Here is a 15,383-nt window from a genome sequence, read left to right as displayed (position 1 = left end):
TGTCCCAGGACCGTACTTTCGCCAGAAAGCCGCGAATCAATGAAAAACAGTTGCCTGGCCGGATTGGCAACCTGAGGAGTAAGCACTAGAGTATGCGCGCGCAAAACGGGCTTGAGCCGTTCACACATCGTTGTCGCGTTTATTACGAGGACACCGATGCGGGCGGCATCGTGTATTACGTCAATTACCTCAAGTTTATGGAACGGGCTCGAACCGAGCGGCTCCGGGAGCTGGGCTTTGCCCAGTCGGCGCTGGCAGGGGAGGACCTGTTGTTCGTCGTGCATTCCAGCGAAGCGCGTTACCACGCGCCGGCGCGACTGGACGACGAATTGCTGGTAAGCGCTGAAGTGATTGAATTGAACCGGGTCAGCCTGCGCTTCAAACAGCAGGTCAGGCGGGCTACGGATAATGTGCTGCTCTGCGAAGGGCAGTTTCTGGTGGCCTGTGTGCGCACCAACAGTTTGAAACCCCGGGCCATTCCCGAAGCTCTACGTGCGGCCTTTGCCGGCGTGAGCGGCGCGGGTACACACTCAACGCAGGAGATAAAGCGTGGAAGCTAACGTCGTCGACCATTCCTCCATGTGGAGCCTGGTCAGCAATGCCAGTATCGTGGTGCAACTGGTAATGCTGACCCTGGTAGCCGCATCGGTAACCTCATGGATCATGATCTTTCAGCGCAGCAACTTGCTGCGCGCCGGTCGACGTGCCCTGGAGAGCTTTGAAGAGCGCTTCTGGTCGGGTATCGACCTATCCAAACTCTACCGTCAGGCCGGCAGCAACCCTGATCCGGATTCGGGCGTCGAGCAGATCTTCCGTGCCGGTTTCAAGGAATTCTCCCGTCTGCGTCAGCAGTCAGGCGTTGATCCGGAAGCGGTCATGGAAGGCGTGGCCCGTGCCATGCGCGTGGCCATTTCCCGCGAAGAAGAAAAGCTCGAGCAGAGCCTGCCGTTCCTCGCCACCGTCGGTTCCGTCAGCCCGTACATCGGTCTGTTCGGTACGGTCTGGGGCATCATGAACTCCTTCCGTGGTCTGGCAACTGCCCAGCAAGCGACCCTGGCCACTGTGGCCCCGGGTATCGCCGAAGCACTGATTGCTACCGCGATCGGTCTGTTCGCCGCCATTCCGGCCGTTATCGCGTACAACCGTTTTGCTGCCCGCAGCGAAACCCTGTTGGGCCGTTACTACACCTTCGCCGATGAATTCCAGGCGATCCTGCACCGCAAAGTGCACACCAGCGAAGAATAAGCAGGTAATTTCCAATGGCTTTAATCGCTCGAGCTCGCAAAAAGCGCAAGCCGGTTGCCGAGATGAACGTGGTGCCTTACATCGACGTGATGCTGGTACTGCTGGTCATCTTCATGGTGACCGCACCGATGCTCAATCAGGGCGTGAAAGTTGATCTGCCCAAGGTTTCCAGCGAAGCCTTGCCGCAGGACAACAACACTCAGGTCCTGACCATTTCGATCAAGGCTGACAAGACCTACTACTGGAACCTTGGCAGCGAAGTCGACACCGATAAGCAGCAGGACAAGGCCATGACCTTGCCGCAAATGACCGACGCCGTGACCAAGATCGTTCGCGCCGGTACTGAAGGCGGCAAGCGGACCCAAGTGTTCATCCGCGGCGACAAGACCGTCGATTACGGCGCCGTCATGGGCGCGATGGGTGGGTTGCAGAAAGCCGGGGTCGGTAATGTTGGCTTGATTACCGAGGCACCCTGATGCAGCAAATGCGAGAGCCGTCCGCCTCGGAAAGCTACTTCTGGCCTAGTGTCTGGGCGATTGTCTTGCACGTGCTGGTGTTCGGCATGCTGTTCGTCAGTTTCGCCTTCACACCGGAATTGCCGCCGGCCAAGCCGATTGTCCAGGCGACCCTGTACCAACTGAAATCGAAAAGTCGGGCGACCACCCAGACCAATCAGAAGATTGCGGGTGAGGCGCAGAAATCCGCTGCGCGCCAGACCGAAGTCGAACAGATGGAACAGAAGAAGATCGAACAGGAAGCGATCAAGGCCGCGGAACAAAAGAAGGAAGATGCGGCTCAAAAGGCCGAAGAATCCAAGAAGGCCGACGAGACGAAGAAAGCGGAAGAGGCAAAAAAGGCTGATGAAGCCAAGAAAGCCGATGAAGCGAAGAAGACCGCCGAAGCCAAAAAGGCCGAAGAGAAACAATTGGCTGATATAGCCAAGAAGAAATCTGAAGAAGAAGCCAAGAAAGCTGCTGAAGAAGAGGCCAAGAAAGCGGCCGCTGAAGAAGCGAAGAAAAAGATCGTCGAAGACGCGAAGAAGAAAGCAGCCGAAGACGCCAAGAAGAAATCTGAAGCTGAAGAGGCGAAGAAGAAAGTCGCCGAAGACGCGAAGAAGAAAGCTGCTGCCGATGCTGCGAAGAAAAAATCGCAGGAAGCGGCACGTAAATCCGCCGAAGACAAAAAGGCCCAGGCCCTGGCAGATTTGCTTTCCGACACGCCGCAGCGTCAGCAGGCCTTGGCCGATGAGCAGGGTGACGAAGTCGCCGGCAGTTACGATGATCTGATTCGTGCTCGTGCAGCGGAAGGCTGGGCTCGTCCACCTTCGGCACGCAAAGGCATGACGGTCGTGTTGCAAATCGGCATGTTGCCGGATGGTACGGTGACTTCGGTTGGCGTGGCCAAGTCCAGCGGCGATGGTCCGTTTGACGCCTCCGCTGTAGCGGCGGTCAAGAACATTGGACGTTTGACAGAAATGCAAGGAATGAAGCCGAGCGATTTCGCTCCCTATCGTTCATTCAAGATGACATTCACACCTGAGGATCTAGCCTTGTGAGAAACCTTCTTCGAGGAATGCTTGTCGTTATCTGCTGCCTGGCAGGGATAGCGGCAGCCGATGAAAAAAACATTCTGGTCACCAGCGGCAGTGATCGGGCCACCCCGATTGCAGTCGTTCCGTTCGGCAACCAGGGCGGCAGCGTACTGCCGGATGACATGGCCGAAATCATCGGTAACGACCTGCGCAACTCGGGTTACTACTCGCCGATTCCAAAACAGAACATGATCAGCCAGCCAAGCCAGGCCAGCGAAATCATCTTCCGTGACTTCAAGGCGCTGGGTGCCCAGTACGTCATGGTCGGCAGCATTGTTCCGGCGGGCGGTCGCCTGCAGGTTCAATACGCACTGTTCAACGTCGCCACCGAGCAGCAAGTGCTGACCGGCAGCGTGTCGGGCAGCGTCGATCAATTGCGCGATATGTCGCACTACATCTCCGACCAGTCGTTCGAAAAACTCACCGGTATCAAAGGTGCGTTCTCGACTCGTCTGCTGTACGTGACGGCCGAGCGGTTCTCCGAGAAGAACACTCGCTACACGCTGCAACGTTCGGACTATGACGGCGCCCGTGCCGTGACCCTGCTGCAATCGCGCGAGCCGATCCTGTCGCCGCGTTTTGCACCGGATGGCAAGCGCATTGCCTACGTCTCGTTCGAGCAGAAGCGTCCGCGCATTTTCATGCAGAACATCGACACCGGTCGCCGTGAGCAGATCACCAACTTCGAAGGCCTGAATGGTGCGCCAGCATGGTCGCCGGATGGTCAGCGCCTGGCATTTGTACTGTCGAAAGACGGCAACCCGGACATTTACGTGATGAACCTGGGTTCGCGTCAGATCAGTCGCGTCACCAACGGTCAAGGCATCAACACCGAACCGTTCTGGGGTAAAGATGGTTCGACCATTTACTTCACTTCCGACCGTGGCGGCAAGCCACAGATCTACAAAACCAGCGCAAGCGGTGGTGGTGCGGAGCGTGTGACCTTCATCGGTAACTACAACGCCAACCCTAAACTGTCGGCCGATGAAAAGACCCTGGTGATGATCCATCGTCAGGAAGGCTTCACCAATTTCAAGGTGGCGGCCCAGGATTTGCAGCGCGGTAGTGTAAAGATCCTCACTGATAGCACTCTGGACGAGTCGCCTACTGTTGCGCCCAACGGCACCATGGTAATCTACGCCACCCGCCAGCAGGGCCGGGGAGTCTTGATGCTCGTGTCCATTAATGGACGCGTGAGGCTCCCGCTTCCTACCGCACAAGGCGAAGTCAGAGAACCGTCCTGGTCCCCTTACCTGAACTGACGCGGCGCTACACGTTGTACTTAACACACTGGGGTTCATTAGGAGTTTCACGATGGAAATGCTGAAGTTTGGTAAATTTGCTGCGCTGGCTCTGGCCATGGCTGTAGCTGTAGGTTGCTCGTCCAAAGGCGGCGACAACGCCGGTGAAGGCGCTGTTGATCCAAACGCTGGTTACGGCGCTAACACTGGTGCTGTTGACGGCTCCCTGAGCGAAGAAGCTGCTCTGCGCGCAATCACCACCTTCTACTTCGAATACGACAGCTCGGACCTGAAGCCAGAAGCCATGCGCGCTCTGGACGTTCACGCCAAAGACCTGAAAGCAAACGGCGCTCGCGTTGTTCTGGAAGGCAACACCGACGAACGTGGTACTCGTGAGTACAACATGGCACTGGGCGAGCGTCGTGCGAAAGCCGTTCAGCGCTACCTGGTACTGCAAGGTGTTTCCCCAGCTCAGCTGGAACTGGTTTCCTACGGCGAAGAGCGTCCAGTTGCTACCGGCAACGACGAGCAGTCCTGGGCTCAAAACCGTCGCGTCGAACTGCGTAAGTAATTCGTCATGCGAACGTGCCGTCGTGCTGTAACTGTTTTGGCTCTCAGCCTCGCACCGCTTGCGGTGTGGGCTGCGGTTCCTGTGGTCGAGGACAACTCCGGCTATAACAATAGCGGGAGTAGTTATCCGCCTGCGGGTTACGGTACGAACGGCGCCTATGCCGGGGGAGGGGTTTCGGCCCCTGTCTCGGCACAGGGCCAGCTGTTCAACCAACTGCAACAAATGCAGGATCAGATCTCGCGCCAACAGGGTGTGATCGAAGAACTGCAAAATGATGTAGCGCGCATGAAGCAAGAGAACCTGGAGCGATATCAGGATCTTGATCGGCGCATAGGAACCGGTGTTGCACCAGCCGCGACTCCTGATAATTCTTCCACCGGTGGCGATCTGAACGCCCCCGGTGCAGCAGCCGGTGCAGGTGCAGGAGCGGCCGCCGCTCAAGCCCCAGCAGCGGGAGGCGAACCGGCTGATCCGGCGAAGGAAAAGCTGTATTACGATGCAGCCTTCGACCTGATCAAGGCCAAGGATTTCGACAAGGCCAGCCAGGCTTTCGCCGCATTCCTGCGCAAATACCCGAACAGCCAATACGCGGGCAACGCCCAGTACTGGTTGGGCGAAGTGAACCTGGCCAAAGGCGATCTGCAAGGTGCAGGTCAGGCATTTGCCAAGGTTTCGCAGCTGTATCCAAAGCACAACAAAGTGCCAGACTCGCTGTACAAACTCGCTGATGTAGAGCGCCGCCTCGGTCATACCGACCGGGTCAAAGGCATTCTGCAACAGGTCGTGTCCCAATATCCGGGCACTTCGGCCGCTCAGCTGGCACAACGCGACTTGCAGCGCATGTAAGCCTGCTTGACCGTTTCGAAGAAACCCGCGCTTGTCGCGGGTTTTTTCGTTAGAATTCACCCCCTTTTTCTGAAACACGCTTTTTGGGATCTGCGCGTTGGCGGGGTTCCTTGAAGTGCCTGACGGAGGCGGACAGCCTGTTTAGCTGTTACGCCCGTGGCGACTATGCAAGACACATTGAGAATCACCGAAGTTTTCTACTCGTTGCAGGGTGAAACGCGGACTGCCGGGCTGCCCACTGTTTTTGTGCGCCTGACCGGTTGCCCATTGCGTTGCCAATACTGCGACAGCGCCTACGCCTTCACTGGCGGCACCATTCGCACGCTCGACGACATCCTCGAGCAAGTGGCCGGTTTTCGCCCGCGTTATGTTTGTGTCACGGGTGGCGAACCCCTGGCGCAACCGAATGCCATTCCCTTGCTCAAGCAGTTGTGTGACGCCGGCTACGAAGTGTCGCTGGAAACCAGTGGCGCGCTGGACATCTCGGCGGTCGATCCTCGGGTCAGTCGCGTCGTCGACCTGAAAACCCCGGGTTCGAAAGAAGCGCACCGCAACCGCTATGAGAACATCGAACTGCTCACGCCTAACGATCAGGTGAAGTTTGTCATCTGCTCGCGGGAAGACTACGACTGGGCCGTGTCCAAGCTGATTCAGTACGGGCTTGACCAGCGTGCCGGCGAAGTCCTGTTCTCACCTAGCCACCATGACCTGAACGCGCGTGATCTGGCGGACTGGGTGGTGGCGGACAATCTGCCTGTGCGTCTGCAATTGCAGCTGCATAAATATCTTTGGAATGACGAGCCGGGGCGCTGAAATGACTGAACAAACGAACACTGCTGAGAAACGTGCGGTCATCCTGCTGTCTGGCGGCCTCGACTCGGCGACCGTCGTGGCCATGGCCCGTGCCGAAGGCTATAGCTGCTACACCATGAGCTTCGATTATGGTCAGCGGTCTCACGCCGAATTGCACGCCGCGGCACGTGTCGCCCAAGACTTGGGTGTGGTCGAGCACAAGGTGATCGGCCTGAACCTGAACGGTATCGGCGGCTCGGCCCTGACCGACACTAGCATCGATGTGCCGGAAACGCCGGGTGAAGGTATCCCGGTGACTTATGTGCCGGCGCGCAACACCGTGTTTCTGTCCCTGGCGCTGGGCTGGGCCGAAGTGCTGGGCGCGCGTGACATCTTTATCGGTGTCAACGCGGTGGATTACTCCGGTTATCCGGATTGCCGTCCCGAGTTCATCGAAGCCTTCGAGCGCATGGCCAATCTGGCGACCAAGGCCGGGGTAGAAGGGCAGGGCTTCCGTATCCAGGCGCCACTGCAGAACCTGAGCAAGGCGGAGATCGTTGAGGCGGGGGTGAAGCTTGGCGTCGATTACGGGCTGACTGTTTCCTGCTATCAGGCAGACGATAATGGCCGCGCTTGCGGTAAATGCGACAGCTGCCGCCTGCGTGCAGAAGGCTTCGCGGCGGCCGGTGTGACTGACCCAACACCTTATTTTTGATTTATTTCAAATTAGGTGTTGAATAGTCCTTAAAAATCAGTATTATACGCGCCACCACACAGCGGGTCGTTAGCTCAGTTGGTAGAGCAGTTGGCTTTTAACCAATTGGTCGTAGGTTCGAATCCCACACGACCCACCATTTTAAAAAATCTGGAAGGCCCACGTAAGTGAGGATTTCCGGGTTTTTTTTTGCCCGCGATTTGAGGTCGACTCAGTCCGGGTGACGCAGGTCAGAATCATCTTTTGCATCCACGGGATATTCTGTAGCCTTGCGCAACTTCAACGCTATCCACGCCTGATGAATACTCACTCTCCCGGCGGTACCCCGAAGGGTCCGGAGCCGGGTGTATACTCGACTTTCGCGCGAAAGCGCCTGCAGGTCTTGCGAACATGACGCAGATTTCCGAACGCCTTCTGGTTCAAGCCCACCTCGACGCCAAGCAGCCCAAGCCGCTGACGGCCGAGGAGGAGGCTTATTACCGTACTGCCATCGCTGCCGAGCTCAAGGCTCAGGACGCGGTGCTGGTTGCCCACTTCTATTGCGATCCGGTCATTCAGGCTCTGGCCGAAGAAACCGGTGGCTGCGTCTCCGACTCTCTGGAGATGGCCCGCTTCGGCAATGCTCACCCGGCCAAGACTGTGGTGGTCGCCGGCGTGAAGTTCATGGGCGAGACCGCGAAAATCCTCAATCCTGAAAAACGCGTGCTTATGCCGACCCTGGAAGCGACCTGCTCGCTGGACCTGGGTTGCCCGGTGGACGAATTCTCGGCGTTCTGCGATCAGCATCCGGAACGTACGGTGGTGGTGTATGCCAACACTTCGGCGGCGGTCAAAGCCCGGGCGGACTGGGTGGTGACTTCCAGCTGTGCGCTGGAAATCGTCGAAAGCCTGATGGATAACGGCGAAACCATCATCTGGGCTCCGGACAAGCACCTGGGCACTTACATCCAGCGCAAGACCGGTGCCGACATGCTGCTGTGGGACGGTGCCTGCATCGTCCACGAAGAGTTCAAGGCCAAGCAGCTCGAAGACATGAAAGCGCTGTACCCGGATGCGGCCATCCTGGTGCATCCGGAGTCGCCGACCGCAGTGATCGAGTTGGCCGACGCGGTGGGTTCCACCAGTCAGCTGATCGCTGCTGCGCAGAGCCTGCCAAACAAGACTCTGATCGTCGCCACCGACCGCGGTATTTTCTACAAGATGCAGCAGCTGTGCCCGGACAAGGTCTTCATCGAAGCGCCAACGGCCGGTAACGGCGCAGCGTGCCGCAGTTGCGCGCATTGCCCGTGGATGGCGATGAATACGCTTGAGCGCACGCTGAAGAGCTTGCGCGAGGGCACCAACGAGATCTTCGTTGATCCGGCGTTGATTCCGCAGGCGGTGCGGCCGTTGAAGCGGATGCTTGATTTCACGCAGGCGGCGCGGATGAAGTTGGCGGGGAACGCTTAAGGTCTGTCAGGCAAGTTGCAAAAACTGTGGGAGCGGGCTTGCTCGCGAAGAGGGCATATCATTCAACATTGATGTTGTCTGACACACCGATTTCGCGAGCAAGCCCGCTCCCACAGTGATTTTCATACTGTGCAATTACTTGGTCTTCTTCGGAATGCGTACGAGCTGGGTATTGGAATAGATGTCATGCCAGCTGCGCTTCTGCTTGTCGAACAGCGACCAGAAGAATCCCAGCCCGAGGCATAGCCAAGACGCGATCGACACCACAAAGCGCAACAGAGCCTGCCACAGGCTGATGGATGAGCCATCGGCGTTTTGCACGCGGATGCCCCAGACCTGCATGCCCAGCGTCTGCCCTGACCAGGTCCAGAACTTGGCGAAGAAGCCAAACAGCACAAACAGCAGCACCGTCGACAGCAGCGGATCACCGTCTAGCGCACCGGCTTCGGTGAGGGCGCGCATTTGTTCTTCGCCGATGATTGCCATCTGGATCATCTTGTAAATGCCGCTGGTGACGATCAGCAGGGCGGTGCATAACAGGAAGTCGTAGAACATCGCTGCCAGGTGACGACCCAGGCCGACGGCGGGAAAGTCGCCTTGTGGGTTGAGCAGGTGTTTCGACATGGCAGCCTCAGAGCAGAAAAAAGAAGCCATTTTACGGATTTACGCGCACAAAAAAGCCCCTGATATCAGTATCAGGGGCTTTTTCGTTACAGAAGATCAGGCTTCTGCTTGTACTTCGTCAGCCTGCATGCCTTTCTGGCCTTGCACAGCAACGAACGTCACTTTCTGGCCTTCTTTCAGGCTCTTGAAGCCGTTGCCCTGAATAGCGCGGAAATGTACGAACAGATCCGGACCGCTTTCTGGAGTGATAAAACCAAAACCTTTCTCGTCGTTAAACCACTTGACGGTACCGCTCTGACGTTGGGACATTTCTTATTTCCTTTGACGCAAAAATGAATGACAGTCTCCTTCTCGTGAAAGAGTACTGGGGCTGGTTGCAGGAGAGTAAGAAGACGTCGAACGGGATGTAGCTAACTTGTAGGCTACTGCCCAGGTCACGATTCCAAGCGACCCATGCAAACACAGTGAACAAACTCTACGCCAACTACGGGAGAAAAAACAAGCCCTGCGAAGGCCCGCATTTCCTCGGGTTGGTGACAATCAGAGGGGAACTAGCGCAGGCTTATTCGATAGAGTTGTTCAGTTGTTTTCGATCGTTATAAGTAACGTTCATAAACGAAACGTCCGCACTGTTTTATGGCGGCTGCGTTACAGATTAGTGCACTGTTAACGCAGTCGCGTTACTTATAGAAACAGTCAATCAACCGCGATAGTAGCGTTGTGGAACAAATGGCATTTTGCTTACAAGCAAAGGCACCTTTTTCCCACGCACGATTGCCCAAACCGGCGTATCCAGACCGATATAAGCGCTGTCGAGGTAGCCCATGGTCAGCGGACCGCCGAGGGTCGGACCGAAGCCACCGCTGCACACGCTGCCAATGATTTCGCCGGCTTCGTTGACGATTTCCGCACCTTCACGCACTGGCGTACGTTCCTGCGGCAGCAGCCCAACGCGTTTGCGGCTGACACCGGCTTGCTGCTGGGCGAACACGGTTTCAGCGCCGGGGAAGCCGCCGGCCCGCGCGCCATCGGCACGACGAGGCTTGGAGATGGCCCACAGCAGGCTCGCTTCGATTGGGGTGGTTTCGGTGTTCATGTCGTGGCCGTAGAGGCACAGGCCGGCTTCCAGGCGCAGGGAGTCGCGAGCGCCTAGACCGATGGCCGCCACTTCCGGTTCGGCCAGCAGGGCGCGAGCCAGGGCTTCGGCGTTGGCCGCCGGTACGGAGATTTCGAAACCGTCTTCACCGGTGTAGCCCGAACGGCTGACAAAGCAGTCCACGCCCAACAGCTTCACGCGGGCGAATTGCATGAAGGTCATCTTCGCAACTTCAGGCGCCAAGCGTGCGAGCACGGTGACGGCGGCCGGACCTTGCAGAGCCAGCAACGCGCGCTCTTCGAACAGTGGCTCGATCGTGCACTGGTCACCGATATGCTTGCGCAAGTGCGCCAGGTCCTGATCCTTGCAGGCCGCGTTGACCACCAGGAACAGTTCGTCGTTACCGAGGTTGGCGACCATCAGATCGTCGAGGATGCCGCCGGTCTCGTTGGTGAACATCGCGTAACGCTGCATGCCCACTGGCAGGTCGATGATGTCCACCGGTACCAGGGTTTCCAGGGCCTTGGCAGCGTTGGTGCCGGTCAGACGGATCTGGCCCATGTGCGAGACATCGAACAGCCCGGCCTGATCACGGGTGTGTTGGTGTTCTTTCATCACACCCAACGGGTATTGCACCGGCATGTCGTAGCCGGCAAACGGCACCATGCGGGCGCCGAGTTCGAGGTGCAGTGCATGCAACGGGGTTTTCAACAATTGTTCGGTGGACATATCCAGCTCCTGAAAATAGTGCAGATGCGCGCATCAGCACTCGATAATGTTGACCGCCAAACCGCCACGGGCGGTTTCCTTGTATTTGCTTTTCATGTCGGCGCCGGTCTGACGCATGGTGCGGATGACTTTGTCGAGGGAGACGAAGTGCTGACCGTCGCCGCGCAGGGCCATGCGCACCGCATTGATGGCCTTGACCGAACCCATGGCGTTACGCTCGATGCAAGGCACTTGCACCAGCCCACCAATCGGGTCGCAGGTCAGGCCGAGGTTGTGTTCCATGCCGATTTCCGCAGCGTTTTCCACTTGCTGTACCGTACCGCCCAGCACTTCACACAAGGCGCCGGCCGCCATGGAACAGGCGACGCCAACCTCTCCCTGACAGCCGACTTCGGCGCCGGAGATCGAGGCGTTTTCTTTATAGAGAATGCCGATGGCGGCGGCCGTCAGCAGAAAACGTACGACGCCGTCTTCATTGGCACCGGGGATGAAGCGCATGTAGTAATGCAAAACCGCCGGGACGATTCCGGCGGCGCCATTGGTAGGGGCAGTCACGACGCGTCCGCCATTGGCGTTTTCTTCGTTGACCGCCAAGGCGTACAGGTTGACCCAGTCCAGCACCGACAGCGGATCGCGCAGCGAAGATTCCGGGTTCTTGCACAATTGCCGATGCAGCGCTGCCGCGCGGCGTTTGACCTTCAAGCCACCGGGCAGGATGCCTTCGTTGCGGCAACCGGCCGCGACGCAATCCTGCATCACTTGCCAGATTTTCAGCAGGCCGGCGCGGGTTTCCGCTTCCGGGCGCCAGGCGCTTTCGTTGGTCAGCATCACCTGGCTGATGGGCAGGCCGTAGGTGGCGCAGTGACCGAGCAGGTCCTTGGCGCTTTTGAACGGAAAGGTCAGTGGCGTGGCATCTTCGACGATACGGTCGGCGCCGGCGGCGTCTTCATCGACCACAAAACCACCGCCGACCGAGTAGTACTCGCGGCTGCGGATTTGCAGCCCTGCGGAATCGAAGGCGCGAAAGATCATGCCGTTGGGGTGATAAGCCAACGGTTTGCGGATCATCGCCAGGTGCAGTTTTTCATTGAATTCGATGGAGTGCTCACCGAGCAGGTTCAGACGTCCGCTGCTGCGAATTTCTTGCAGGCGGGCGGCGACGGTTTCGGTGTTCACGGTGTCCGGGTGTTCGCCTTCCAGGCCCAGTAACACGGCCTTGTCACTGCCGTGGCCTTTGCCGGTGGCGCCGAGTGATCCGTAGAGCTCGACTTTGACGCAGGCGGTTGCAGGCAACAGCCCTTCACGGCTCAGACCTTCGACAAAACGTGCAGCGGCACGCATCGGGCCGACGGTGTGGGAGCTGGAGGGGCCGATACCAATTTTGAACAGGTCGAACACGCTTAACGACATGGTTGTTCTCCGGTTTCTTGTTATAGGAATTGGCGGAACTTGAGGCTTGGCACAAATCCCTTGGGAGCGGGCTTGCTCGCGAAAGCGGTGGGTCAGTCACCATCAAAGTTGTCTGACCCACCGCTTTCGCGAGCAAGCCCGCTCCCACAAGGGGATATGCGGTGTTCTTGAGTGGGGCGGATTAACCGCCCCACACAGGTTTAAGCGTAGCTTTCGATCGACGGGCAGGCGCAGACCAGGTTGCGATCGCCGAAGACGTTGTCGACGCGACCGACCGGTGGCCAGTACTTGCCTTCGATCAGCGACGCTACCGGGTAAACCGCTTGCTCGCGGCTGTACGGGTGAGTCCACTCGCCGACGATTTCCGCGGCGGTGTGCGGCGCGTTTTTCAGCGGGTTGTCGTCCTTGTCCAGCGTGCCGTTTTCCACCGCGCGGATTTCTTCGCGGATGCGGATCATGGCGTCGCAGAAGCGGTCCAGTTCTTCCTTGGATTCGCTTTCGGTCGGCTCGATCATCAACGTGCCGGCCACCGGGAACGACATGGTCGGGGCGTGGAAGCCGAAGTCGATCAGGCGCTTGGCGACGTCATCGACACTGATGCCGCTGCTGTCTTTCAACGGACGCAGGTCAAGGATGCATTCGTGCGCCACCAGACCATTGCTGCCGGTGTACAACACTGGGTAATGCTCTTCGAGGCGGCGGGAAATGTAGTTGGCATTCAGGATCGCCAGTTGCGAAGCACGCTTGAGACCCGCGCCACCCATCATTCGAATGTACATCCAAGTGATCGGCAGAATGCTCGCGCTGCCGAACGGTGCCGCGCAGACCGCGCCTTCCTTGCGTTCCATCTGGGCGTGGCCCGGCAGGAACGGGGTCAGGTGCGACTTGACGCCAATCGGGCCGACGCCCGGGCCGCCACCGCCGTGTGGAATGCAGAAGGTTTTGTGCAGGTTCAGGTGAGACACATCGCCGCCGAACTTGCCCGGTGCGCAGAGGCCGACCATGGCGTTCATGTTGGCGCCGTCGATGTACACCTGGCCGCCATTGTCGTGAATGATGCCGCAAATTTCGCGGATGCCTTCTTCGAACACGCCGTGGGTCGACGGGTAGGTGATCATCAGCGCAGCGAGGTGTTCGCGGTGCTCGATGGCTTTGGCGCGCAGGTCTTCGATGTCGACGTTGCCGCGGGCATCGCAGGCGGTCACCACCACGCGCATGCCAGCCATGTTGGCGGTGGCCGGGTTGGTGCCGTGGGCGGACGACGGGATCAGGCAGATGTCGCGACGGTCTTCGCCACGGCTCTGGTGGTAGGCACGGATCGCCAACAGGCCAGCGTATTCACCTTGGGAGCCAGCGTTTGGTTGCAGGGAGATCGAGTCGTAACCGGTGGCGGCGCAGAGCATCGCTTCCAGTTCATCGGTCAGCTGTTGATAGCCGGCGCTTTGCTCGGCTGGGGCGAACGGGTGCAGGGCACCGAATTCAGCCCAGGTCACCGGGATCATTTCGCTGGCGGCGTTGAGTTTCATGGTGCAGGAACCCAGCGGGATCATGGTGCGATCCAGGGCCAGGTCCTTGTCGGCGAGCTTGCGCAGGTAGCGCATCAACTCGGTTTCCGAATGATAACGGTTGAACACCGGGTGGCTGAGGATCGGCGACTGGCGCACCAGCGCGGCTGGAATGGTGCTTGCAACGTTCGCGGCCAGCGCAGCGAAGTCTGGCAGCGCCTTGCCTTCAGACAGCACGCTCCACAGGGTTTCAACGTCAGCCTGGCTGGTGGTTTCGTCCAGGGACAGGCCCAGACGCTCGCCATCTACAACACGCAGGTTGATCTGCTGAGCACGAGCCTTGTCGTGCAAAGCAGCTGTTTGCGCGCCGGTCTTAACCGTCAGCGTGTCGAAGAAGCTGGTTTGCTCGACGGTCAGGCCCAATGCGCTCAAGCCTTGGGCGAGGATCGCGGTCAGGTGATGAATGCGCTGGGCGATCTGCGTCAGGCCTTTCGGGCCGTGGTACACGGCGTACATGCTGGCGATGTTGGCCAGCAAAACCTGGGCGGTGCAGATGTTGCTGGTGGCTTTCTCGCGGCGGATATGTTGCTCGCGGGTCTGCATGGCGAGGCGCAGGGCCGGCTTGCCGAAACGGTCCACGGAAACGCCGACCAGACGGCCCGGCATGTCACGCTTGAACGCATCACGGGTGGAGAAGTAGGCCGCGTGCGGACCACCGAAGCCCAGCGGCACGCCAAAGCGTTGAGCGCTACCGATGGCCACGTCGGCGCCGAATTCGCCCGGCGGAGTCAGCACGGTCAGGGCCAGCAGGTCAGCCGCGACGGCGACCAGTGCGTTGGCGGCGTGGAAGCGCTCGGTCAGCTCGCGGTAGTCGAACACATCACCGTTGCTGGCCGGGTATTGCAGCAAAGCACCGAAGAATGCGCTGACATCGGTCAGTTCGCGCTCATCGCCGACCACCACGTCGATGCCCAAAGGCTCGGCACGGGTGCGCAACACGTCGAGGGTTTGCGGGTGGCAATGAACCGAGGCGAAGAACGCGTGGCTGCCTTTGTTCTTGCTCAGGCGTTTGCAGAAGGTCATGGCTTCGGCAGCGGCGGTGGCTTCGTCGAGCAGCGAGGCGTTGGCGATTGGCAGGCCAGTCAGGTCGCTGATCAGGGTCTGGAAGTTCAGCAGCGCTTCGAGACGGCCCTGGGAAATTTCTGGTTGGTACGGGGTGTAAGCGGTGTACCAGGCCGGGTTTTCCAGCAGGTTGCGCAGGATCGGCGACGGCGTGTGGGTGCCGTAGTAGCCCTGGCCGATGTAGGTCTTGAACAGCTGGTTTTTGCCGGCGATGGCTTTGATCAGCGCCAGGGCATCCGCTTCACTCAGGCCGTCTTCCAGGCCGAGGACGCTGGTGCCCTTGATGCTGTCGGGAATGACGCTGGCGCTCAGGGCTTCCAGGGAATCAAAGCCGAGGCTGTTGAGCATGGCTTGCTCGTCGCCCGAGCGCGGGCCGATGTGGCGCGCAATGAATTCGTTGGCGGTGCTGACATTTACAGAAACAGGAAGTACTTGAGTCATGTCGGC

The 15,383-nt window shown here is 58.9% G+C and carries 15 protein-coding genes and 1 tRNA gene; 11 read left to right on the top strand and 5 right to left on the bottom strand.

All coding sequences use genetic code 11. The features are described 5' to 3' along the window. The first annotated feature begins 92 nt into the window (after positions 1-92). From ybgC to nadA, 11 genes are all read left to right on the top strand, one after another. Entirely contained in the window at positions 93-560 is a 468-nt protein-coding gene (ybgC, locus tag IC37_RS25755; RefSeq protein WP_030131830.1) for a tol-pal system-associated acyl-CoA thioesterase, read from the top strand. Continuing rightward, complete coding sequence (gene tolQ, locus IC37_RS25750; protein WP_007977321.1) at positions 550-1,245, top strand: protein TolQ; 696 nt, start codon at positions 550-552, stop codon at positions 1,243-1,245. The genes ybgC and tolQ overlap by 11 nt, the downstream gene beginning before the upstream one ends. A gap of 23 nt (positions 1,246-1,268) precedes the next feature. Then, positions 1,269-1,721: a protein TolR gene (gene tolR / locus IC37_RS25745; RefSeq protein WP_176466929.1), complete on the top strand. Its 453-nt coding sequence runs from the start codon at positions 1,269-1,271 to the stop codon at positions 1,719-1,721. Next, on the top strand, positions 1,721-2,800 hold the full coding sequence (tolA, locus tag IC37_RS25740) for a cell envelope integrity protein TolA (protein ID WP_030131832.1): 1,080 nt from the start codon (positions 1,721-1,723) through the stop codon (positions 2,798-2,800). The genes tolR and tolA overlap by 1 nt, the downstream gene beginning before the upstream one ends. Then, positions 2,797-4,098: a Tol-Pal system beta propeller repeat protein TolB gene (gene tolB, locus IC37_RS25735; protein ID WP_030131833.1), complete on the top strand. Its 1,302-nt coding sequence runs from the start codon at positions 2,797-2,799 to the stop codon at positions 4,096-4,098. The genes tolA and tolB overlap by 4 nt, the downstream gene beginning before the upstream one ends. Positions 4,099-4,150: 52 nt before the next feature. Beyond that, positions 4,151-4,648, top strand: a complete 498-nt coding sequence (gene pal, locus IC37_RS25730; protein WP_003178634.1) for a peptidoglycan-associated lipoprotein Pal — start codon at positions 4,151-4,153, stop codon at positions 4,646-4,648. Positions 4,649-4,654: 6 nt separating this feature from the next. Next, positions 4,655-5,494, top strand: a complete 840-nt coding sequence (ybgF, locus tag IC37_RS25725) for a tol-pal system protein YbgF (RefSeq protein WP_030131834.1) — start codon at positions 4,655-4,657, stop codon at positions 5,492-5,494. Between the two features lie 165 nt (positions 5,495-5,659). Continuing rightward, positions 5,660-6,307, top strand: coding sequence for a 7-carboxy-7-deazaguanine synthase QueE (gene queE, locus IC37_RS25720; protein ID WP_008072914.1), 648 nt, complete (start codon positions 5,660-5,662; stop codon positions 6,305-6,307). 1 nt (position 6,308) lies between these two features. Next, a complete protein-coding gene (gene queC, locus IC37_RS25715) occupies positions 6,309-7,001 on the top strand; it encodes a 7-cyano-7-deazaguanine synthase QueC (protein ID WP_030131835.1) in 693 nt (230 codons plus the stop codon). 63 nt (positions 7,002-7,064) lie between these two features. Next, a tRNA-Lys gene (locus IC37_RS25710) sits at positions 7,065-7,140 on the top strand. Positions 7,141-7,391: 251 nt separating this feature from the next. After that, positions 7,392-8,450: a quinolinate synthase NadA gene (gene nadA, locus IC37_RS25705; RefSeq protein WP_008072916.1), complete on the top strand. Its 1,059-nt coding sequence runs from the start codon at positions 7,392-7,394 to the stop codon at positions 8,448-8,450. Between the two features lie 135 nt (positions 8,451-8,585). Here the strand turns inward: nadA and IC37_RS25700 are convergent, their stop codons facing one another. The 5 genes from IC37_RS25700 to gcvP form a co-directional block, all read right to left on the bottom strand. Further along, a complete protein-coding gene (locus IC37_RS25700) occupies positions 8,586-9,074 on the bottom strand; it encodes an RDD family protein (protein WP_030131836.1) in 489 nt (162 codons plus the stop codon). A 96-nt stretch (positions 9,075-9,170) separates the two neighbouring features. Then, positions 9,171-9,383, bottom strand: a complete 213-nt coding sequence (locus tag IC37_RS25695) for a cold-shock protein (protein ID WP_003175786.1) — start codon at positions 9,381-9,383, stop codon at positions 9,171-9,173. 391 nt (positions 9,384-9,774) lie between these two features. After that, complete coding sequence (gcvT, locus tag IC37_RS25690; RefSeq protein ID WP_030131837.1) at positions 9,775-10,899, bottom strand: glycine cleavage system aminomethyltransferase GcvT; 1,125 nt, start codon at positions 10,897-10,899, stop codon at positions 9,775-9,777. A gap of 33 nt (positions 10,900-10,932) precedes the next feature. Continuing rightward, positions 10,933-12,309: an L-serine ammonia-lyase gene (locus IC37_RS25685; protein ID WP_030131838.1), complete on the bottom strand. Its 1,377-nt coding sequence runs from the start codon at positions 12,307-12,309 to the stop codon at positions 10,933-10,935. 200 nt (positions 12,310-12,509) lie between these two features. Continuing rightward, entirely contained in the window at positions 12,510-15,377 is a 2,868-nt protein-coding gene (gene gcvP / locus IC37_RS25680) for an aminomethyl-transferring glycine dehydrogenase (protein ID WP_030131839.1), read from the bottom strand. Between the last annotated feature and the right edge of the window lie 6 nt (positions 15,378-15,383).

The organism is Pseudomonas sp. QTF5, assembly GCF_000512695.2.
Lineage (GTDB): Bacteria > Pseudomonadota > Gammaproteobacteria > Pseudomonadales > Pseudomonadaceae > Aquipseudomonas.
This window is presented reverse-complemented; position numbering and strand designations above follow the sequence as displayed.

Excerpts from the sequence above, each read along its gene's own strand:
- ybgC (WP_030131830.1), top strand. The coding sequence starts at position 93 with ATGCGCGCGCAAAACGGGCTTGAGCCGTTCACACATCGTTGTCGCGTT.
- tolA (WP_030131832.1), top strand. The coding sequence starts at position 1,721 with ATGCAGCAAATGCGAGAGCCGTCCGCCTCGGAAAGCTACTTCTGGCCT.
- pal (WP_003178634.1), top strand. The coding sequence starts at position 4,151 with ATGGAAATGCTGAAGTTTGGTAAATTTGCTGCGCTGGCTCTGGCCATG.
- ybgF (WP_030131834.1), top strand. The coding sequence starts at position 4,655 with ATGCGAACGTGCCGTCGTGCTGTAACTGTTTTGGCTCTCAGCCTCGCA.
- queE (WP_008072914.1), top strand. The coding sequence starts at position 5,660 with ATGCAAGACACATTGAGAATCACCGAAGTTTTCTACTCGTTGCAGGGT.
- queC (WP_030131835.1), top strand. The coding sequence starts at position 6,309 with ATGACTGAACAAACGAACACTGCTGAGAAACGTGCGGTCATCCTGCTG.
- nadA (WP_008072916.1), top strand. The coding sequence starts at position 7,392 with ATGACGCAGATTTCCGAACGCCTTCTGGTTCAAGCCCACCTCGACGCC.
- IC37_RS25700 (WP_030131836.1), bottom strand. The coding sequence starts at position 9,074 with ATGTCGAAACACCTGCTCAACCCACAAGGCGACTTTCCCGCCGTCGGC.
- IC37_RS25695 (WP_003175786.1), bottom strand. The coding sequence starts at position 9,383 with ATGTCCCAACGTCAGAGCGGTACCGTCAAGTGGTTTAACGACGAGAAA.
- gcvT (WP_030131837.1), bottom strand. The coding sequence starts at position 10,899 with ATGTCCACCGAACAATTGTTGAAAACCCCGTTGCATGCACTGCACCTC.
- IC37_RS25685 (WP_030131838.1), bottom strand. The coding sequence starts at position 12,309 with ATGTCGTTAAGCGTGTTCGACCTGTTCAAAATTGGTATCGGCCCCTCC.
- gcvP (WP_030131839.1), bottom strand. The coding sequence starts at position 15,377 with ATGACTCAAGTACTTCCTGTTTCTGTAAATGTCAGCACCGCCAACGAA.